2 protein-coding genes are annotated in these 22,847 nt (G+C 63.7%); both read right to left on the bottom strand.

Annotated features, from left to right (window positions below):
- Nucleotides 1-32 precede the first annotated feature (32 nt).
- Nucleotides 33-11,795 (bottom strand): non-ribosomal peptide synthase/polyketide synthase, encoded by an 11,763-nt coding sequence (locus AB4N91_RS17090; protein WP_460111294.1) that lies wholly within the window; start codon nt 11,793-11,795, stop codon nt 33-35.
- Nucleotides 11,795-22,762: an amino acid adenylation domain-containing protein gene (locus AB4N91_RS17095; protein ID WP_460111296.1), complete on the bottom strand. Its 10,968-nt coding sequence runs from the start codon at nt 22,760-22,762 to the stop codon at nt 11,795-11,797. The genes AB4N91_RS17090 and AB4N91_RS17095 overlap by 1 nt, the downstream gene beginning before the upstream one ends.
- Between the last annotated feature and the right edge of the window lie 85 nt (nt 22,763-22,847).

The following is a 22,847-nucleotide window of genomic DNA, read 5'->3' on the forward strand; positions in this document are numbered from 1 at the left end:
TCGCGGGCAAGCCTCGCTCCTACAAAAATGAGTTACGCAATGGCCAAACGGCGTTCCAGTAAGTCCTCAAGCTCATCAAGCAACTCATCACCACGCAACAACTCGTAGTGCCCGCCGGCCAACAGGCGATCAACGCCATGACTGCCGACCTGGCCCTCGAACACCCGACGTTCGTCGTCGCGCCCGGCCACCCACCAACGATGGGCCGAGGCCTTGATCGTCGGCAGTTGCCGATGCGCCAGCGCCAGTTGCTTTAGGCGTGAGCCGGTGGCGAAGATCTGCGTGAGCTCCCCCGCGCCCAATGCGGCTTGTTCATTGGAACCGTGCAAGGCGGCTTCAATCACGGCGGTGGAGCCCTCGCGTTCACTCAAGCCAGCGGCTTTGCGCGCAATCAACGCCTGAGCCTCATCGGCGGGCAAACCGAGCACAAACCTCAGGAAATCACCGAGGTCCTCACGCCAGTCCCCCGCCTCTGCGGTGCCGGCCACGTAGCTGTCGACCAACCCGGCAAACGCCACGGTTTCACCTTGGCCTTCCAATTCGTGGGCAACCAACTGCGTCAACGCGCCGCCCAACGACCAGCCCAACAAGTAATACGGTCCTTTGGCCTGCTGACTGCGAATCCGCTGCGCATAGGCTTGCGCCATGGCGAGCAGCGATTCGTCCTGCCAGTGCGGGTCAAGCAGCATGCGGCATTGCACGCCGTAAACCGTGCGTCGTCCTTCCAGACGCCGGGCCAACGGTTCGTAGTCGAACACCGTGCCGAAACCGGCGTGCAGGCAAAACAGCGCCGGCACATTCGGGATCCGCGCATTCAGCGCCAGCAAAGGGTCCGGCGCAGACGTGGGTTCGGTCACCTGAAAACCACTGAGTTCGGCAATGCACGGTTTCTGCATCAGATCCCGCAGCTTCAACTCGAAGCCCAGTTGCGGCTGACTGCGCACCCGCGAGATGACTTTGAGCACCTGCAACGAGTCGCCGCCCAGTTCGAAGAAGTTGTCGTCGATGCCCACTTGCGGCACGCCGAGCACCTCTTGCCAGATCGCGGTCAGCGCCTTTTCCAGATCGTTGCGTGGCGCGCGATAACCACCGAGCGCCCATTCAGGCATTGGCAGTGCGCGACGGTCGAGCTTGCCGTTGGCCGACAGCGGAAAGCGTTCCAGCACCAGGATCCGTGGCGGCACCATGTAGTCAGGCAGTTGCGCTTGCAGCTCAGATTTCAAGCGACGATCCAGCCCGACAGCACCGGCCGCCACCACATAACCGACCAATTGCTTGCCGGTCGGCGTGTCGTGTACCACCACGGCGGCATCCTGCACCCCAACGCATTCGCGCAGACGCGCTTCGATCTCGCCCGGCTCGATGCGGAAACCACGGATCTTCACTTGCTGGTCAAGACGCCCCAGATAGTCGATCAACCCGCATTCGCGCTGGCGCACCAGGTCGCCGGTGCGGTACATGCGGCCACCGGCCTCGAACGGATCGGGGATGAAACGCTCGGCGCTCATGCCGGGATGCTGGTGGTAACCGCGCGCCAGGCATTCGCCGCCCAGGTACAACTCGCCGCTGACACCGACCGGCAGCGGATTGAGGTCGGCGTCCAGCACATACACACCACGCCCGGCCACGCCACGCCCAATCGGCGCATACGCCGCGTCGCAGGTTTCGCTGGCCTCGGCACGCCACAGCAGCGGCGTGACCACGGTTTCGGTCGGGCCATAACCGTTGACCAGACGCTGCGGACGCAAGGCGCGCTTGACCTGCTCGAAGCTCGCCTCCGGCACCGCATCACCGCCAAAGCAATACACCTCGACCGCCGGTGGATTGCCAAGGCGTTCGGCCACTTCGGCCATCTGTTGCAAGTAGGCCGGCGGGAAGCAGGCGACGGTGACGCCATGACGCTGCATCACTTCGAGGGTTTGCTCCGGGGTCCATAAACTGTCCTCGCGGATCACCAGGCTGCCACCGGCCAGCATCACACTCAGCCAACGCTCCTGCGCACCGTCGAAGGCGAACGACATGAAGTGCAGCTCACGGCTGCGCGGTGCCAGTTCGTAGAGCTCGATGATGCCGCGGCAATGCCGGGCAATCGGCCCACGTGCCACCGCCACGCCTTTGGGCTGGCCCGTGGAACCGGAGGTGTAAATCAAATACGCAAAGTGTCCCGGCAACGGATTGGAAACCGGGCATTCAGCGTGATCGGTAACGCTCAACTGGTCGAGCAGCAGACGTGGCGGGCTGTCGGCCGGGGTCAGTCGATCCCCCAGATTGCTGTCACAGAGCAACAGGCTGGCCGCAGAATCGCTCAACATATAAGCCAGCCGCTCGGCCGGGTACGCGAGGTCCAAAGGCAGATACGCCGCCCCTGCTTTAAGCACCGCGAGGAACGCAACGATGGTGCGTTCGGAACGCGGCAACGCCACCGCCACCAGACTTTCCGGGCCGATGCCGCGACCGATCAGTTGCTGCGCCAACCCATTGGCCTGCGCCTCAAGCTGTGCATAACTGACGTGCCGACCTTCGCAGATCAAGGCGATTTTCTGCGGCTGCGCTTTGACGTGTTGATTAAACGCGTGAAGCAAATCAGCGCTGTCATCTGACACCTGCGGCAGACTCAAACGCGCCTCAGGCAAGCCAATATTGCCAAGCAGACGCGTAGCATCCTCCGGCAACGCACGCAGCAATCCTTCCAACTGCGCACGAATCCGCTCGACTTCCACGTCACTGAAGCGATCACGCAGGAACAGGTACTCAACTTCCAGGCCTTCTTCGTTGGCGCTGACCATCAAGTCCATCGGGAAGTTGGTCACCCCGCCGCTGCCGACTTCGGCAAAGCGCAGCTCGCCTTCCTCGCCGCCTTTCAAGGCGCGGTCCACCGGATGGTTTTCGAACACGATGATGCTGTCGAACAAACCCTGGCCACCCTGCCCGGCCCAGCGCTGAATGTCCGACAACGGCGTGTGTTCGTAGTCACGCACCATCAGGTTGTAATCCTGCAAGTCGCGCAGCCACTCGCCCACCGGCTGTTGCGGATCAAGGGTCTGAATCACCGGCAAGGTGTTGATGAACAGACCGAGCATGTCCTGCGCACCGGCCAACCCGGTCGGGCGCCCCGCCACCGTGGCGCCGAACGCGACACTGCGCTGGCCGCTGTGGCGTTGCAGCAGCAACAGCCACGCGCCTTGCACCAGCGTGTTCAGTGTCACGCGTTGACGCTTGGCGAAGCTGTGCAGTTTGCGCGTCGCCTCGGCGTCGAGGTGGCTGTACATCACGCCGTGGCCGGAACCAGCGGCACCGGAAGCTTTGGCCAGAATGGTCGGTTCTTCGAGCAGCGCCAGGCGCTCACGCCAGAAGCCTTCGGCTTGCGCGCCGTCCTGGCGTTGCAGCCAGGCGATGTAGTCGGCGTAGCGCCCGGTCAGGGTCGGCAGGCTGTCGTTGTGGTACAGGCGCAGCATGTCGCCCAACAGACGCGAAGCGCTCCAGCCGTCGAGCAAGAGGTGATGGTAGATCCAGATCATCTGGTAACGGTCATCACCCAGGCGCACCAGGATGAAACGCATCAACGGCGGGCAGCTCAGGTCGAAGCCCTTGGCCTGTTCCGCTGCGGCCAGTTCGCCCAGCGCCTGCTCGGTGTCGGAGCGGTCGCGCCAGTCGAGTTCTTCGATCGGCAACTCGACGTCGGCGAACACCGCTTGCAGCGGATCGGCCAAGCCATCGCGCCAGCGGAACGCGGCGCGCAGCACTTCATGCCGCTCGACCAGCGTCTGCCAGGCCGCGCGGAAACGCGGCACCTGCAAGCCGTCGACCGCCACGCTCAACTGGTTGACGTAGGGGTTGAGCTCCGGTGAATCCAGGCAATGGAACAGCATGCCTTGCTGCATCGGCGACAGCGGATACAAGTCTTGCAGACCTTCACGGGCAGCGATGTCGATGTGCGGCACCAGTGAGAAAGCTTCGACGTTTGGCGCTTCGATCAATCTTGCTTCACGGCTGCTGGCCACGGAGGCCAAAGCACGAATGGTCTGCTGCTCGAACAGCTGCTTCGGACTGAACACCAGCCCACGCTGCCCGGCACGGCTCACCGCTTGCAGCGAAATGATCGAATCACCGCCCAGCTCAAAGAAGTTCTCGGTGACACCCACCGACTCCAGCCCCAGCAGTTCCTGCCAGATCTCAACCAGCAACACTTCGGCCGGTGTTGCGGCGGCCACGTGATCGTGGTTCTGCCGAGTGGCTTCCGGCGCCGGCAGGCCTTGGCGATCAAGCTTCCCGTTCGGCGTCAGCGGCAACGCGGCCAGGCACATCAAGTGCGCCGGCAACATGTGCGCCGGCAATCGGCTGCGCAGATGAGCCGTCAGCGCTTCACGCAGAGCCTGCTCATCGGCAAGCGGATCGCGGGGCACCACGTAACCGACCAACTGGCGGCTCACCGGACCTTCACGGTCGATCACGAACGATTCACGCACACCTTCGTGTTCCAACAGGCAGGCTTCGATTTCGCCGAGTTCGATACGGAACCCGCGAATCTTCACTTGCTGGTCGATACGGCCGAGGTATTCAACGACGCCATCGGCGCGGAACCGTGCGAGGTCGCCGCTGCGGTACAAACGCGCACCCGGCACGAATGGATCCGGCACGAAGCGTTCAGCGGTCAGGTCCGGACGTTGATGGTAACCACGGGCAACGCCTTCGCCACCCAGGTACAACTCGCCCGCGACGCCAACCGGCAGCGGTTGCAAGCCGACGTCCAGAATGTAGGCGCTGCGGTTGCCCACCGGCCGGCCAATCGGCATGAACGCCGAGTCGAACTCGGTATCCGGGTACGCCAGCCAGATCAGTGGTGTGATCACCGTTTCGGTCGGACCGTAACCGTTGATCAAACGCTTGGGTTGCAGCACTTGCTGGACTTCATCGAACGCGTGCTTGGCCATGCCTTCGCCGCACGGGGTGTAGGAGCGGATCGGCAAATCACGCCCCGCTTCGCCCATGAAGTCGGCGATCTGCGACAGATAGGTCGGGGTAAAACAGGCAATGGTGATGCCGTGTTTTTCGATCTCGGCGCAGGTGCGCTCCACGCTCCACAACTCGTCATCGCGGGGCATGACTGCCGAACCGAACACCAGCGGCGTCAGCCAGCGTTCGTGGGCGCCGTCGAAACTGATCGAGGCGAATTGCAACTCGCGGTCGTCCGGGGTCATGCCGTACAACTCGCCGATCGACAGGCAATGCATGGCCAGCGGACCGTGGGCCACACTGACGCCTTTGGGCCGCCCGGTGGAGCCTGAGGTGTAAATCAGGTACGCGAGGTTTTCGCCGCAGGTCAGGTTGACCGGATTGGTGTCCGCCATGGACGCCAGCGGCTCGCGGTCGATTTCCAGCACCGGCAGGCCTTCGGGCAACGGCAGTTTTTCCCGCAGCCACGACTGGCTGATCATCAGCGAAATGCCGCTGTCTTCCATCAGGTAGCGCAGGCGTTCCGTCGGGTAAGCCGGGTCCAGCGGCACGTAGGCGCCGCCGGCCTTGAGGATCGCCAGCAGGCCGACGATCATTTCCGGTGAGCGCTGCATCGCCAGGCCAACCCGCACTTCCGGACCAATGCCCAGTGCGCGAAGACGATGGGCCAATTGGTTGGCGCGACGGTTGAGCTGATCGAAGCTCAATTGCAGATCGTTGAAGATCAGCGCGGTGGCGTCCGGGCGAATGACCGCTTGGGCCTCGATCAACTGATGCACACAGAGCGGGTTTTGCGCGGCCGTGAATGCCGGGTTCCATTCGACCAACTGTTGCGCGCGTTCCGGCGCGGTCAGCAGGTCCAGTTCACTCAATGCCGCGTTTGGCGCGGCGACCATCGCCGCCAGCAGCGCGGCCAGATGCTCGCTCATCCGAACAATCGCTTCGCCGCTGAAATGGGCGCACTGGTAACTCCAGTTCAGGCTCAATTGGCTTTCGGCGGTGGCCGCCAGGGTCAGCGGGAAGTTAGTGCGTTCATGGTTCTGCGGAACCGAGAAGCTCAAACCGGCCGGCGCGCCTTGTTGCAGCGCTTCGGCCACCGGGAAGTTTTCGAACACCAGCAGGCTGTCGAACAGCGGCTCACCGGCACGCCCGGCCCAGCGCTGAATGTCCCCCAATGCGGTGAATTCATGCTCACGCAGTTCGAGGTTTTGTGCCTGCAAACGGGTCAGCCACTGGCCGACGCTTTCCACCGCGTCCGGGCTGCTGATCACCGGCAAGGTGTTGATGAACAGGCCCAGCTGGCTTTCGGCACCCGGCAAATCCACCGGCCGCCCCGCCACAGTCGCGCCGAACGCGACACTGCGCTGGCCGCTGTAGCGTTGCAGCAACAGTGCCCAGGCGCCTTGCACCAAGGTGTTGAGGGTGACTTTTTGCTGACGGGCAAACTCGCTGAAACGCTGGCTGGTGGCGACATCGAAGGTCTGGCGATGGTCGGCAAATTCTACGGCCAACTGATTTTTACCGTCGCCATGGGCCAGGCTCTGCGCCAGTAACGTCGGGTTGTCGAGGGTCGCCAGCTGCTCGCGCCAGAAGACCTCGTCGGCGTGGGCATCCTGACGTTGCAGCCAGCCGATGTAATCGGCGAAACGCCCAGTCGGCGCCTGCACATCCTGCCCGGCATAACGCTGCAAGACTTCGCTCAGCAGCAGCGAATTACTCCAGCCATCCAGCAACAGGTGATGGTGGGTGTAGATCAATTGCTGACGCTCATCGTCCAGCCGCACCAGGGTCAGGCGCATCAATGGCGCCCGGGTCGAATCGAGTTGCAGGCGCTCGTTGTCGATCAGTTCAATCAATGCTTCGGCCTGATCGCTGCGGCCACGCCAGTCCAGACACGTCATCGGCAGTTGCAAATGACGATGGACCACTTGCACCGGCGCTTCGAAACCGTCGGGGAAGTGGAAGCTGCTGCGCAGGATCGGATGGGTGTCGAGCACCGCTTGCCAGGCGCGGCCAAGACGCTCGGCGTCGAGGCCACAGGCTTGGACGCTGAGCTGATTGACGTAGGCGCCAGACGCCGATTCATAGAGGCTGTGGAACAACAGACCGGCCTGCATCGGCGACAGCGGATACAGGTCTTCGATCTGCGCCGGCGGCACCGGCAAGCCATCGAGTTGCGCCTGGGTCAGGCGTGCCAGCGGGAAGTCCGCCGGGGTCACGCCTCCCGCACCGTCGCTCAGGCAATGGGCGATCAGCGCCAGCAATTCACGTTGGTAATCGGCGGCCAGCGCTTCGATTTCACGTGTGTCGAAGCATTCGCGGCTGAAGGTCCAGTCGAGTTTCAGTTCGCCGCCATACACCTGGCCGTCCACCGACAGCCAGTTCGGCAACGGTGCGTCCGCCGATTGCGCGGCGCCGCTGGATTCCTTGGCCGGGGTGAACAGGGCGTCTTCGGCGAAGCTCTGGTCGAACTGCCCGAGGTAGTTGAACGTCACGCGTGCTTGCGGCAAACCGGCCAACGCCGCTTGGGTCGAGGCATCGCCCAGGTAGCGCAGCAGGCCGTAGCCCAGGCCTTTTCCGGGGATTTCGCGCAGTTGCTGCTTGATGGCCTTGATCGAGCCCGCCAGGTCGGCGGTCGGCGTCAGGCGCACCGGAAACAGACTGGAGAACCAGCCGACGGTGCGGGTCAGGTCGATGTCATCGAACAGCTCTTCGCGACCATGGCCTTCGAGTTGAATCAGCGCCGAAGCGTCACCGGTCCAGCGGCTGAGGGTTCGGGCCAGCGCGGTCAGCAGCAGGTCGTTGACCTGTGTGCGGTAAATCGCTGGCGCCTGTTGCAGCAGCCTGGTGGTTTGATCGCGGTCCAGGCCGATGCTCACGCCTTGGCGCAGATGCCCGGCCTGACTGGCTTGGGCATTGGCGGCGGGCAGCGAATCATTGGCGACGCTCAGCTGCGCTTGCCACCAGTCCAGTTCGCTGGCAGCGGCTTCGGAGCGGGCGTAGGCGTCAAGTTTGTCGGCCCAGGCCTGGAAAGCGCTGGTCTTCGGTGGCAGGTCTTGCCCTTGATAAGCCGCTTGCAAATCTTCCAGCAACACCCGCCACGACACCCCGTCCACCGCCAGGTGATGGATCACCAACAGCAACCGCTGCGAACCATCCGCCTGAGCGATCAACGCGATGCGCAGCAGCGGACCGTCTTGCAGACTGAGGCTGCGCTGCGCCTCGTCGCACACCGATTCCAGCGAAGCATCGTTGGCCACGCGGGCGGTCCAGAGCATGTCGATCACATCGCAGCTGTCGGCCCCGACATAACGCGCCGACCATTGGCCATCGACCTGACTGAAGCGCAGACGCAGGGCATCATGCTGCTTGAGCAAACGTTGCAGCGCGGCTTGCAGGCGTGGCAATTCAAGGGTTTCGCGTGGCGTCAGCAGCACCGCCTGGTTCCAGTGCGCGCGTTGCGGGATCGGCTCGTCGAAGAACCAGCGCTGGATCGGCGTGAGTGTTTGCACACCTTCCACCGGCCCTTGCTGCGCCAGCGGGGCGGCCTGTTCCTTGACCACGGCGGCCAGGGCTTGCAAGGTTTGCTGCTGGAACAGGTCGCGGGGTTGCAGGCTCAGGCCGGCGCGGCGCGCACGGCTGACCACCTGGATCGAGATGATCGAGTCGCCGCCCAGTTCAAAAAAATTGTCCTGACGCCCGACCTGCTCCACGCCCAGCACGTCCTGCCAGATCTGCGCCAGCACCTGTTCATGTTCGCTGCGTGGCGCTTCGAAGGCGCGTTGGCTGACCTGTGCGGTCGGCGCGGGCAGGCGTTTGCGCTCGAGTTTGCCGTTGGGGCTCAGGGGCATTTGCTCGATCAGCACGGTCTGCGCCGGCACCATGTAATCCGGCAGGCCCGCCAGCAAATGGCTTTTCAGGGTTTCACGCCACGCGCCTTGTTGCTCGGCATCGGCGCTGACCAAGGCTCGGTCCTGCGGCACGATGTACGCGACCAACTGCTTGCCGCCCGGGCCATCGAGGGCCAACACTACGGCTTCCTGCACGTCCCCATGTTCTTGCAGGCGCGCTTCGATTTCGCCCAGTTCGATGCGCAAACCGCGAATCTTCACTTGATGGTCGATACGCCCGCAGTATTCGATGGCGCCGTCCGTGCGATAGCGTGCCAGGTCACCGGTGCGGTACAGACGCTCGCCGCTGCCAAACGGGTCGACCACGAAACGCTCGGCGGTCAGCGCGCCACGACGGTGGTAACCGCGCGCCAGGCCGACGCCGCCCAGGTACAACTCGCCCACCGCGCCCAGTGGCAACGGTTGCAGTTCGCTGTCGAGGATGCAGGTGCGCAAGTTGGCAATCGGCCGGCCAATCGGCACGCTGTCACGCCCTTCTTCCACGCAGGTCCAGTGGGTCACGTCGATGGCCGCTTCGGTCGGACCATAGAGGTTGTAGAGATTGGCTTGCGGCAGGCTGCGCAAGGTCTGGCGTTGCAGTTCCATCGGCAGCGCTTCACCGCTGCAAATGATCCGCTGCAACGAGTTGCAGGCCAGCGCTTCGTCGGCAGCGATGAACGCCGAGAGCATCGACGGCACGAAGTGCAGCGTGGTGATCGCCTGCTCGACGATCAACGCGGCCAGGCGTTGCGGATCACGGTGCTCGCCCGGCGCGGCGATCACCAGGGTGGCGCCCTTCATCAGCGGCCAGAAAAACTCCCACACCGACACGTCGAAACTGAACGGCGTCTTTTGCAGCACGCGGTCGCTCGGCTGCAAGTTGTAGGCTTGCTGCATCCAAGCCAGACGGTTATGCAGCGCCACATGGCGGTTACCGGCGCCCTTGGGTTTGCCGGTGGAGCCGGAGGTGTAAATCACATAAGCGAGGTTTTCCGCGACCGCAAGGTTGGGCAGGTCAGTGCCCGGCAAGTCGTTCAGCCAATCGGCGTCGGCGTGCAGGCACAAGGTGCGCACGTTGTCCGGGGTCGGCAGTTGCGCCAGCAGATATTCCTGGGTCAGCAACAACGCAATGCCGCTGTCTTCGATCATGTAGCTCAAGCGATCAACCGGGTATTCCGGGTCCAGCGGCACGTACGCACCGCCCGCCTTGAGAATCGCCAGCAGGCCGACAACCATTTCAAACGAACGGTCGCAGGCAATCCCCACCAGCACGTCCGGGCCGAGACCCTGGGCACGCAAGTGGTGAGCCAAACGGTTGGCGCGCCGGTTCAGCTCGGCGTAACTCAGGGACTGGCCCTGGAACACCAGCGCCGTCGCCTCTGGGTGTTCAACTACGCGTTCTTCGAAATGGCGCTGCATGCAGACTTCGCCCGGATAGGCCTGAGCGGTGTCGTTGAGCTCGTCGAGGATGCGCAGACGCTCATCGGCGTCCAGCAACGGCAACTCGGCGAGCGGGCATTGCGGGTTGGCCAGAACACCGGCCAACAAATTGCGCCAGTGCCGCGCGAGGTGCTCGATACGTTCAGCGTCGAACAGATCGGTGGCGTAAGTCAGGCTGGCGAACAGTTTGTCGCCCTCCTCCTGGATGTCCAGTTGCAGGTCGAACTGGGTGGTGTGCGCCGTGGCGTTCAATGCCTCGACGCGCAGGCCGGCGAGCAAGCCGCTGACCGCCGCGGGTTTGGCTTGCTGGTGGTTGAACATCACCTGGAACAGCGGGCTGTGACTGAGGCTGCGTTCACCTTGCAGCGCCTGCACCAGACGCTCGAACGGCAAGTCCTGATAATCCTGGGCATCCAGCGAGGCGGCGCGGGTCTGGTCGAGCAATTGGCTGAACGGCAGACGTCCATCGAGCTCGGCACGCATCACCTGAGTGTTGACGAAGAACCCGATCAAGCCACGGGTTTCCGCGCGATTACGGTTGGCAATCGGCACACCGACACGCACGTCGGCCTGGCCGCTGTAGCGATAGAGCAAGGCCTGGAAGCTCGCCAGCAACAGCATGAACGGCGTGACACCGCGCTGCTTGGCCAGGCTCATCAGACCGCTGGCCAACGTGGTATCGAGGGCGAAATCCAGACGCGCACCGCGCTGGCTCGGTTGCGCCGGGCGCGGACGGTCGGTCGGTAATTCGAGCAGCGGTTGTTCGCTGCCCAGGCGGTCGCGCCACCAGTTGAGTTGACGTTCCAGCTCGCCCGCCTCCATCCAGCGGCGTTGCCACATCGCATAGTCTGAATACTGGATCGGCAGTGCCTCCAGCTCCGTGTTCTGACCTTGGCAATGCGCGGCGTAGAGCCGGGAAAACTCTTCCACCAGCACGCCCATCGACCAGCCATCGGTGACGATGTGGTGCAAGGTCAGCAACAGCACGTGGTCTTCGGCATCAAGTTGCAACAGGCTGACCCGCAACAGCGGACCGTGTTGCAGATCGAACGGCCGGGCGATGTCCTGTTCGACGCTGTTCATCGCCTGATCGAAGCGCTGATCCTGAGGTTCGCCGCGCAGGTCGATCTGCTCGATGGGCAGCGAGGTGAACTCGACCAGCGTCTGCACCACTTGCCCGTCATCCTCGACGAACCGGCTGCGCAAACTCTGATGCCGCTCCAGCAGCCCATCGAAACTCTGCTGCAACGCAGCAACGTTCAGCGGCCCGTGCAAACGCAGCGCGGCCGGAATGTTGTACGCCGAACTGTGTGGATCAAGTTGCCAGAGGAACCATTGGCGCTGCTGCGCGTATGACAATTCGAACGTTGCTTGCGGCTCGGCAGCCGGCGGAATCGGCAGCTGGCCGAAGCTCACGCCCTGCTCTTGCATGCGTTGCAGAAACTCGCGGCGCTTATCAGCCGGCAGGCCGGCGAAGCGGCTGGCGATGCGCTGGGCAGTAGTGTGTTCCATCAGTTGATCTCCATCTCGTCGAGAAGCGACTCAAGCGCATCAAGACGTGCATCGTTGTCAGCCGGGGCGTGTTGCCCGGCCATGGCGGCATAAGCCTGAAGGTCGGTGGATTCGAACAGCGCGCGCAGCGGCAGCTCGATGCCCAGTTCCAGTTCCACACGGGCATTGGCCTGGGCCGCGAGCAATGAATGCCCGCCCAATTCAAAGAAGTTGTCGCGTCGGCCTATCTGCGCCACGCCCAGCACGTCGGCCCAGATCGCGGCCAGTTGCTGTTCGAGGTCGCCCTCGGGGGCTTCGAACGGCCGTTGCCATTCCTGGGCATCGGGCACCGGCAGCGCCTTGCGGTCGAGCTTGCCGTTGCCGGTCAATGGCAAGGCATCCAGCAGCAACCAGTGGCTCGGCACCATGTAGTCCGGCAGATCCACCTTGAGCGCGGTGCGCAGGTTGTCGCGCCAGGCGATCGGGTCATGCGGGGTTTGCTCGGCCACGACGTAGGCGCACAGCTGCGGCCCGCCGTCGCCGGCATGCACGCTCAACACCGCTTGGCGCACGCCCGGTTGGGCCAGCAGCGCAGCTTCGATTTCACCCAATTCGATGCGGAAACCGCGGATTTTTACTTGCTGGTCGATCCGGCCGAGGTAGTCGATGCTGCCATCGGCACGCTGACGCGCCAGGTCGCCGCTGCGATAAAGACGCTGCGAAGCCTCGAACGGGCTCGGCACAAAACGCTCGGCGGTCAGGCCGAAACGGCCGTGATAACCCCGCGCCAGACCGGCGCCGGCGATGTACAACTCGCCCGCCACACCCACCGGCACCGGTTGCAGCTGACTGTCGAGCAAGTACCAGCGCAGGTCGCGGATCGGCAGGCCAATCGGGCTTTGGGCCTTGCCGTCGAGGTCGGCCAGGCGGATTGCACGGTAGGTCACGTGCACCGTGGTTTCGGTGATGCCGTACATGTTGACCAGGGTTGGCTGTTGGTCGCCGAAGCGTTCGAACCACGGACGCAGGCTCGCGACTTCGAGGGCTTCGCCACCGAAAATCACCTGACGCAACGCCATGCTTCGTGGGCTGGCACAGGCAATCGGCAACAACTGGCGGAACGCGCTCGGCGTCTGGTTCAACACCGTCACGCCCTCATCACAGAGCAAGCGATGGAATTGCTGCGGCTCGCGGCTGATGTCATACGGCACGATCACCAGACGCCCGCCGGTGCACAGCGAACCAAACAGCTCCCACACCGAGAAGTCGAAGGCGTAGGAATGGAACAGCGTCCAGACATCGTCCGGACCGAAGCTGAACTCGCCAGCCGTGGCCGTGAGCAGACGCCCGACGTTGCCATGGCTGAGCAATGCACCTTTAGGACGACCGGTGGAACCGGAGGTGTAGATCACGTAGGCGAGGTTGTCCGGGGTCGCCAACGCAGGCAGGTTGGCGTCACTGACCCCATCCAGCTGCAACGATTCCAGGCTCAGCACCTGCACGCCGTCTCGGGCCGGCAGACTGTCGATCAAGTGTTGCTGGGTCAGTAGCAGCGTGATGCCGCTGTCTTCGATCATGTAGCTCAGGCGTTCGGCCGGGTAATGCGGGTCGAGGGGCACGTAGGCGCCGCCGGCCTTGAGAATCGCCAGCAAGCCGATCACCAATGGCACCGCCCGCTGGGCGGCGATGCCTACCCGCACTTCAGGCCCGACGCCCTGCTCGCGCAGTGTGCGCGCCAAGCGGTTGGCCTGGGCGTTGAGTGCGGTGTAGGTCAATTGCTCGCCTTCGTAGACCAGCGCGACGGCATTCGGCCGTTGTGCGGCTTGCGCTTCGAACAACTGATGCAAGGTCGGCGACGTCGGTTGCGCCTGGAATGCGGGGTTCCAGTGCTGCACCAAAGCCTCTTGCTGCGACCCGTCAATCAGGGGCAGTTCGGCGACGCGTTGCTGCGGATCGCTGACCACCGCGCGCAGCAGGTTCAGCCACTGCTCGCCAAGGCGCTGCATCGACGCTTCGTCATACACATCCGTGGCATAGGTCAGGCTGGCATCCAGTGCTTCGCCCTGCTCCTGAGTATCGAGGATCAGATCGAATTGCGTGGTGTGTTGCTGCCAGTGCAGACGCTCGACGTTCAGGTCGGCAACCGTGCGTTCGACACTCGCGCCCAACGGCTGCTGATGGTTGTAGAGCACCTGGAACAACGGGCTGTGATTGAGGCTGCGGTCCGGTTGCAAGGCGTCGACCAGCTGCTCGAACGGCAAGTCCTGATTCGCTTGCGCGCCCAATGCAACCTGTTTGACCTGTTGCAACAAGGTGCTGAACGGCTGCTGCCCATCGATCTCGGCACGCAGCACCTGGGTGTTGATGAAGAAGCCGATCAGGCCTTCGGTTTCGAGACGCGAACGACCGGCGCTCGGCACGCCAACGCTGATACGCGACTGCCCGCTCTGGCGATGCAGCAAGGTCTGGAAACTCGCCAGCAACAGCATGAACAACGTCACTTGTTGTTCCTGGGCGCGTTGACGTAAACCGGCGAGCAACTCGCGATCCACGTTGAGCATCAGGCTGGCACCGCGCTCGCTGCGGCGGGCCGGACGGGTCAGTTCGCTGGGCAATTCCAGCGGCGCCTGGCTGCCGGCCAGTTGCTCACGCCACCACGTCAGTTGGCGTGCCCCCTCGCCCGCTTCCAGCCAGTCGCGCTGCCAACGAGCGTAGTCGCTGTAGTTCACCGGCAGGTCAGCCAAACCGGCGACGCGACCGCAGGCGGCCGCCTGATACAAGGAGCTGAACTCATCGACCATGACCTGCATCGACCAGCCGTCGGCAGCGATGTGATGGACGGTGAGGACCAGCACGTGTTCGTCGGTGTTCACTTGCAGCAGCAACATGCGCCATAGCGGACCGTTGCTCAGGTCGAACGGACGGGCGATTTCTTCGGCCACGGCCGTGTCGACCGACACCTGATCGAGTGTGCGTTCCTCCAGTTGCATCGCCAGATTGTCGTGCAGCACCGCACGTGCCTGCTGACCATCTTGTTCGAAGGTCGTGCGCAGGGTTTGGTGACGGGCCTGCAACCGGGCGAAGGCTTCGCGCAGGGCTTCGCGGTTCAGCGGGCCTATGAGGCGCAGTGCGGCAGGAATGTTGTAGGCCGGGCTTTGCGGGTCCAGTTGCCAGAGAATCCATTGGCGCTGTTGGGCAAAAGACAAAACCTGCGGCTGATCGATCACGGCACGTTGTAGCAAAGGTTGACCGCTGATATTTGCCAGCGCGGCACGCCCGGCAAATTCCGCCAGGTTCGCAGCGGAGAACAGGCTGCTCACCGACAGTTCGAGCTGCAATTGCTGCCGCACCCGCGAGATCACCTGAAGCACCAGCAACGAGTGCCCGCCGAGCGCGAAGAAGTTGTCGTTGCGGCCAACTTGCCCGACCTGCAACACGTCCTGCCAGATCAGCGCGAGTTGCGTTTCCAGCCCTTCGACCGGGGCCACGAAGTCACGCTGTGCATCGCTGGCCTCGGCGCGTGGCAAGGCTTTGCGATCCAGTTTGCCGTTGTTGTTGAGCGGCAGCTTCGGCAGCAGGACCAAGTGATTCGGCACCATGTATTCCGGCAGCGACTGATGCAGAGCGGCTTTCAGGCCTTCCAGATAATCAACTTCGGACGACAGCGAATCGCCGGCCACGATGTACGCCACCAGTTGCGTGCCGTCCTGGGCGATGACCGCCGCTTCACGCACGTCTTCACGGGCTTGCAGGCAGGCTTCGATCTCGCCCATTTCGATGCGGAAACCGCGGATCTTCACTTGATGGTCGATGCGGCCGACGTATTCCAGCTGCCCTTGAGCGTTGTAGCGCGCCAGATCGCCGCTGCGGTACAGACGCGCGCCCGGTTCACGGGCAAACGGGTCCGGCAGGAAACGTTCAGCGGTCAGCGCCGGACGATTGAAGTAGCTTTGCGCGAGGCAAGCCGGAGCGCCGATGCACAGTTCGCCGACACCGCCGGACGGCAGCAACTGACCCGCCGCATCCAGCACATACAGCGCACGACCGGCGATGGCACGACCAATCGGAATGCCAAACGCATCGCTGGCATCGTCGAGACGGCACTCATGCACGCTGGACACCACGGTCGCTTCGGTCGGGCCGTAGGTGTTGAGCAGTCGCATGTGGCTCAATCCGGCCTGATGCCACAGGCGCAAACCTTCGACCGACATCGCTTCGCCACCGACGTGGACCTGGCGCAAAGCACCGAGACCGCTGACCACGCCGCTCGCGCATTCGCGAGCGAGCAAGTACCAGTAAGCGGCCGGCAAGTCCGCCACGGTCACGCCGTGCCGGACGATTTCGGCGGCGAGGCGACCGGCGTCCCACACGTCATCGCCGCGCATGATCAACGCCGCGCCGACGCACAACGCCGGGAAACATTGCTCGACGAAACCGTCGAAGCTGAAGGTCGCGAATTGCAACACCCGGTCCGACGCCGACAGCACCGAATAGTCGGCGGCGCTCTGGCAGAACTCGCGCAACGCGGCATGGGCGATGGCCACGCCTTTGGGTTGGCCGGTGGAGCCGGAGGTATAGATGATGTAGGCCAGATCGCCGGCGACCGCGTGGTTGTGCGGATTGCTGTCGGGGTAGTCGGTGCCGTCCTCAAGGCTGAGACGGCGCACGTCCGGCACCTCCTCCAGCAGACCGGATTCGCACAGCAGCACGTCGAGACGGCTGTCATCGATCATGTAGGCCAGACGTTCGTTCGGGTATTTCGGATCGAGCGGCACGTAGGCGGCGCCACTTTTGAGCACCGCCAGCAGGCTGACGATCAGCTGCGGACCGCGGTGCAGCGCCAGGCCGACACGCTTGCCCGGACCGGCACCGTTGGCCATCAGACGATGGGCCAGACGGTTGGCCTGGGTGTTCAATTGCGCGTAGCTCAGGGACTGGCCGTCAACCTGCAACGCCAGCGCGTCCGGGGTCGCGGTGGCCTGCGCGGCGATCTGCTCGTGGGCCAGAAGTGTTGTGGACAACTCGATTGTCGGCGGTTGGCTGATCGCGAGCAGCGCGTTTTTGCCGTCGACGTCGAGCAGTTCCAGCGCGCCAAGTGCGGCGTCCGGCTGGGTGACAAGTTGCATGAGCAGGTGCTGCAAATTGGCCGACAACCCGGCAACTTGCGCCGCGCTGAAACGCGCGGCGTCGTAGCTGAAGTCCAGGCTCAGGCCTTCGCCCAACTCGATGCCCAACGTCAGCGGATAGTGGGTGCGCTCGTGATTGTGCAAATTGCCGAACGACAACCCGGCCGGTGCGCCCTGTTTCAACGCTTCGGCCACCGGGAAGTTTTCGAACACCAGCAGGCTGTCGAACAGCGCCGAACCCTGCTGTCCCGCCCAGCCCTGAATGTCGTAAAGCGGCACGTGCTCGAACTCGCGCATGGCCAGGTTCAGCCCTTGCAGCTCGCCCAGCCATTGGCTGACCGTGCAATCCGGCTTCATCGCACAGACCAGCGGCAGCGTATTGATGAACAACCCGAGTTGCGCTTCGATCCCCGGCAACGGCGCCGAACGCCCGGCAACCGTGGCCCCAAACACCACGCAATCCTGGCCGGTGCAACGATGCAGCAACAGGCTCCACGCCCCTTGCAGCACGGTGTTGAGTGTGACTTTCTGCTGGCGGGCGAACTCGATCAGACGCTGGGTGGCGCGGCTATCAAGGGCGACGCGGTACTCCTCGCTGCCCACGGCGCCCACGGGCGGGCGCAAGGCTTCGGCCAGCAACGTCGGCGCTTCCAGCGGTGCCAAAACGGCTTTCCAGAACTGCTCGCCTTCGGCAGCCGATTGCTGCTGCAACCAGCCCAGATAATCACGGTATTGCCCGGTCGGTGCCGGCAGCGCCTTGCCAGTGGCGTAATGCTGGATCACTTCGGCGAGCAACTGCGCGTTGCTCCAGCCGTCCATCAAAATATGGTGGCTGGTGTAGATCAGGTGCCAGTCATTGGCGCCCATGCGCACCAGCTTCAAGCGAAACAGCGGCGCACTGCCTAACTCAAAACCTTGGGCACGTTCGGCGTCGGCCAGCGCATCGGTGTCGGTGGCGTCCAGCACTTCAAGCGGCAACGCGACGTTGCGGACAATCGCCTGATGCGCGGTGTCGAGGCCTTGCCAGTGGAAGCGGCTGCGCAGGATGTCGTGACGCTCCAGCGCGGTTTGCCAGGCCTGAGCGAATCGCTGCGGATCGAGGCCCTGGATGTCCAGACGTAACTGACTGATGTAGGCGCCGACTTGCGGTTCGTACAGCGTGTGGAACAGCATGCCCTGCTGCATTGGCGACAGGGGATACAGGTCTTTAAGGGTCGCGACCGACAATTCGTCGAGTTGCACCTGACTGATGCGCGCCAACGGGAAATCCGACGGCGTGGCCTGAGGCACTTCAACGCCGCAGCAGTGTTCGATCAGCGCGTTGAGTTCTTGGGCGTAATCGTCCGCCAGACGCTGGATGGTCGCGGTGTTGAACATCTCGCGACTGAAACCCCAGCTCAGCGCCAACTCGCCACCGTAGACCTGGCCTTCGACCGTCAGCCAGTTGCCCAGCGGCGCCGACGGATCCTGGGCCACGCCGTTGCCTTCGGTGGACGGCACGAACAGCGCGGCGTCGTCGAACTGGCGGTCGAACTGCCCGAGGTAGTTAAAGGTGATGCGCGGTTGCGGCAACGCGGCCAGTTCAGCGCGCATCGCCGGGTCGCCGAGGTAACGCAGCGCGCCGTAGCCGAGGCCTTTGTCCGGCACGGCACGCAGTTGTTCCTTGATGGCCTTGATCGACCCGCCGAGGTCACTCGACGGCGTCAGGTTGACCGGGAACAGGCTGGTGAACCAGCCGACGGTGCGGGTCAGATCGATGTCGTCAAACAGGTCTTCACGACCATGGCCTTCGAGCTGAATCAGCGTGCTGCCCTGCCCGCTCCAGCGGCACACCGACCGTGCCAGCGCGGTCAGCAGCAGGTCGTTGACCTGGGTGCGATATGCCGCCGGAGCCTGTTGCAGCAATTTGCGGGTTTGCTCGGCGTCGAGTTTGATTTCGAGTTTGTGCTCAAAGCGGTTTTGCAGCGCGCCGTTCGGACGGTCACACGGCAAATCGGTCGGTGCGTCGCGCAGCTGGGCCTGCCAGTGACCGAGGCTGTTTTCAAACGCTGGCAAATGTTCTTGCAGACGGGCGACCCAGCGTTGATACGTGCTGGTTTTCGCCCTCTTCACGGCGCTGCCGCTGTAGAACTGTTGCAGATCGTCCAACAGCACGCGCCAGGAAACACCGTCCACCGCCAGGTGATGGATGACCAGCAGTAAACGCTGAGAACCGTCCGCCATCGCCACCAGCAGCGCCCGGATCAACGGGCCATTTTGCAGATCGAGGCTGCGCTGGGCTTCGTCGCACAGCGCATTGAGTGCTTCGACCGATTGCGCCTGACGCTGCCACAACACTGACTCGGTGGTCGGCGCCGCGTAGGCTTGCTGCCAACCATCGGCGGTCTGCTCGTAACGCAGGCGCAAGCTGTCGTGATGGGTCAGCAACTGCTCAAGCGCGCGGTCCAGCGCCTCGACGTTCAACGCCTCGCGCGGCACCAGCAACAGCGACTGGTTCCAGTGCTGACGCTCGGGAATTGCTTGCTCGAAGAACCCCTGTTGCACCGGCGCCAGCGCGACCGCGCCAGTCGCCGGACCTTGATCGATCAACGCGTGCTCGCCGCTGCGGGCAGCCTGGGCCAGGCTGCGGACGGTCTGGTGCTGGAACAGGTCCTTGGGGCTCAACACGATCCCGGCCTGGCGCGCACGGCTGACCACTTGCATCGAGACGATGGAGTCGCCGCCCAGTTCGAAGAAGTTGTCTTCAAGGCCGACGTTGTCGATGGCCAGCACGTCCTGCCAGATCGCGGCGAGGGCTTTTTCCATCGTTGTGCGCGGAGCGACGTGCTCACGCTGTTGCTGCGCGCCGTCAATCGCCGGCAAGGCCTTGCGGTCGAGTTTGCCGTTGGGGGTCAGCGGCAGCTGCGCGAGGAACAGCAGGAACGCCGGGACCATGTAGTCCGGCAGGTGTTGGCGCAATGCCGCTTTCAGGGTTTCACGCAGGGTGGCTTGCGCATCGGCGTCATCGACCAACGCCGGATCGGTCGGCACGATGTAGGCCACCAGTTGCTGCCCGTTGACGCCGTCCTGCGCCAACACAGCCAGTTCGCGCACGTCCGCTTGCTGCAACAGCCGTGCTTCGATTTCGCCCAGCTCGATACGGAAGCCACGGACCTTGACCTGATGGTCGATGCGCCCGACGTATTGCAGCGAACCGTCGACCTGATAACGGGTCAAGTCGCCGGTGCGGTACAAGCGCTCGCCGTTGCTGGCGAACGGGTTCGGCACGTATTTTTCGGCAGTCATGCCTGGGCGTGCGAGGTAACCGCGCGTGATGCCGGCGCCCGCCAGGTACAGCTCGGCGGACACGCCTTGGGGCACCGGCTGCAGGTCGGCGTCCAGCAAATAGCTGGCGGTGTGCTTGAGGGGACGGCCGATGTTCGCGCGACCGCCCGCTGCACGGCGGGTCCAGGTCGAATAGGTGGTGTCCTCCGACGGCCCGTACAGATCGTAGACGTGTGCGACGGTCGACTGCTCATACAACGCGTCCACCAGGCTCTGCTTCAGCGGCTCGCCGGCGAGGTTGATGATGCGCACGCTCGGCGGGATCTGTCCGTCGCGTTGCAAGGCGTTGATTGCCGACGGCACGGTGTTGATCAGGCGCACCTGATCCCGGGCCGGCAGTTGCGGCAACTCCAGGGCGTTGCGGGCGATGATCACCGAGCCGCCGTTGGCCAGGGTCACAAACAGCTCCCATACCGACAGGTCGAAGCACACCGAGGTCGAGGCCAGCACGCCCTGGATGTCTTCGCGGCTGTACACCGATTTAGACCAGTCGATCAGCGCCAGCACGTTGCGATGGGCGATGGCCACGCCCTTGGGTTTTCCGGTGGAGCCGGAGGTGTAGATCACGTAGGCCAGGTTGTCCGGCGTGACGCGGGTGACCGGCGCGCTGCTCGGGTAAGCGGCCCAGGTCATATCGTCCATCAGCAACACCGGGGTATCGGCTGCCACGGCCAATGTCGCGGCGACCGAATGCTCGGTCAGCAACACCAGGGCGCGACTTTCTTCGAGCATGTAGGCGACGCGTTCGGCCGGGTAATCCGGGTCCAGTGGCACGTAGGCGCCACCGGCCTTGAGGACGGCAAGCAGCGCGACCAGCAAGCTGTCGGAACGCTGCATCGCCACGCCGACCCGGACTTCCGGGCCGACACCCAGTTCGATCAGCCGGTGGGCCAGGCGATTGGCCTGAGCGTCGAGTTCGGCGTAGGTCAGATGCTGGGTGGCGAAGGTCACCGCCAACGCGTCCGGGCTGGCCGCGACTTGCTGGCTGATCAGTTCATGAATGCACAAATCCTGCCCGAAGCTTTCGTCAGCGCGATTCCAGTCATGCACGATGCGCTGGTATTCAGTGCTTTCCAGCAGCGGCAAATCGCTGATGCGCTGCTGTGAATCGCTGACGATGCCCTGCAGCAGGTGCGTCCAGTGCTGCGCCATGCGCGCGATGGTCGCGGCGTCGAACAGGTCGTTGGCGTAGGTCAGCGCCGCGTGCAGTTTGCCGCCCTTTTCATACGTATCGAGGGTCAGGTCGAACTGCGTGGTGCGCCCTTCCCACTCGATTACGCCCAGCGCCAGGCCGGAGGCGGTGCTGACCGTGGAAATGTCCGCGACCTGCGGCTGGTGGTTGTACATCACCTGGAACAGCGGCGTGTGGCTGAGGCTGCGTTCCAGTTTCAGCGCCTCGACCAGGCGCTCGAATGGCAGGTCCTGATGGGCCTGGGCGCCAAGGGCGGTTTCCTTGATGGCGCGCAGCAACTCGTCGACGCGGGTCTGACCATCGAGCTTCGTGCGCAACACCTGGGTGTTGACGAAGAAGCCGATCAGGCCTTCGATCTCGGCGCGGTTACGGTTGGCAATCGGCACGCCGACGCGGATGTCGGTCTGCCCGGTATAGCGATGCAGCAGCGCGTTGAAGGCGCCGAGCAACAGCATGAACAGGGTGACGCTGTGTTTCTGCGCCGTGGCCCGCAGTTGCTCGGCCAGTTGCGGGTCGACCGCAAACTCGTAACGGGTGCCGCGATAGCTCGGCATCGCCGGGCGCGGGTGATCGGTGGGCAGTTCCAGCACAGGGTGCTCATCACCCAGTTGCGCTTGCCAGTAGTCGAGTTGACGCGCCTGTTCGCCCGCCTCGAGCCAGCGGCGTTGCCACAACGCGTAGTCGCTGTACTGGATCGGCAATGGCGCGATTTGCGGTTGCGCGCCCGCCTCAAAGGCGTCGTAGCAGCGGATGAATTCGTCGATCAGCACGTTCATCGACCAGCCATCGGAAACGATGTGGTGCAGGGTCAGCAGCAGGACGTGTTCCTGCTCGGCGAGCTTGAGCAAAGTGACGCGCAGCAGCGGGCCGACTGACAGATCAAACGGCAACACCGATTGCTGCTCGGCTGCCTTGGCAACTGCCACTTCGCGCTCCGTGGCTGGCAAGGCGCTGAAATCCACATGATCGATGACCAGCGGCGCGCTGGCCGGGACTTGCAGCAACGTGTCGTCGGCGTGGCGCTGGAACACCGTGCGCAGGGTTTCGTGACGCGCCACCAGGCTGGCGAAGGCTTGCTCCAGCGCCGGCAGGCTCAAACGCCCGGTCAGGCGCACCGCGCCGGGCAGGTTGTAGGCGCCGCTTTGTGGGTCCAGTTGCCAAAGAAACCACATGCGTTGCTGGGCATACGACAGCGCCTGGCGATCTTCGGCGTCGACGCCGGCTGGAATGGGGAACCGGGCGAAATCAACGCCTTCCTTTTGCAAGGCCGCAAGGAACATCTGGCGCTTTTCCAGGGGCAACCCGATAAACCGGCGAGCAAGTTTCAAGGAGTCTTCAGCATTCATTTCTAAGCATCCGGATCAGTGGCGGGAAGCACAAAGGCACGTCGTCCCTATAAAACGAATGCAGACCGGAAAAATTAGCGAATGA

This window comes from Pseudomonas sp. H3_D04 (genome assembly GCF_054669175.1).

Bases quoted from the DNA above. Each gene is read 5' to 3' on its own strand.
- AB4N91_RS17090 (WP_460111294.1), bottom strand. From the start codon at position 11,795: ATGGAACACACTACTGCCCAGCGCATCGCCAGCCGCTTCGCCGGCCTG.
- AB4N91_RS17095 (WP_460111296.1), bottom strand. From the start codon at position 22,762: ATGAATGCTGAAGACTCCTTGAAACTTGCTCGCCGGTTTATCGGGTTG.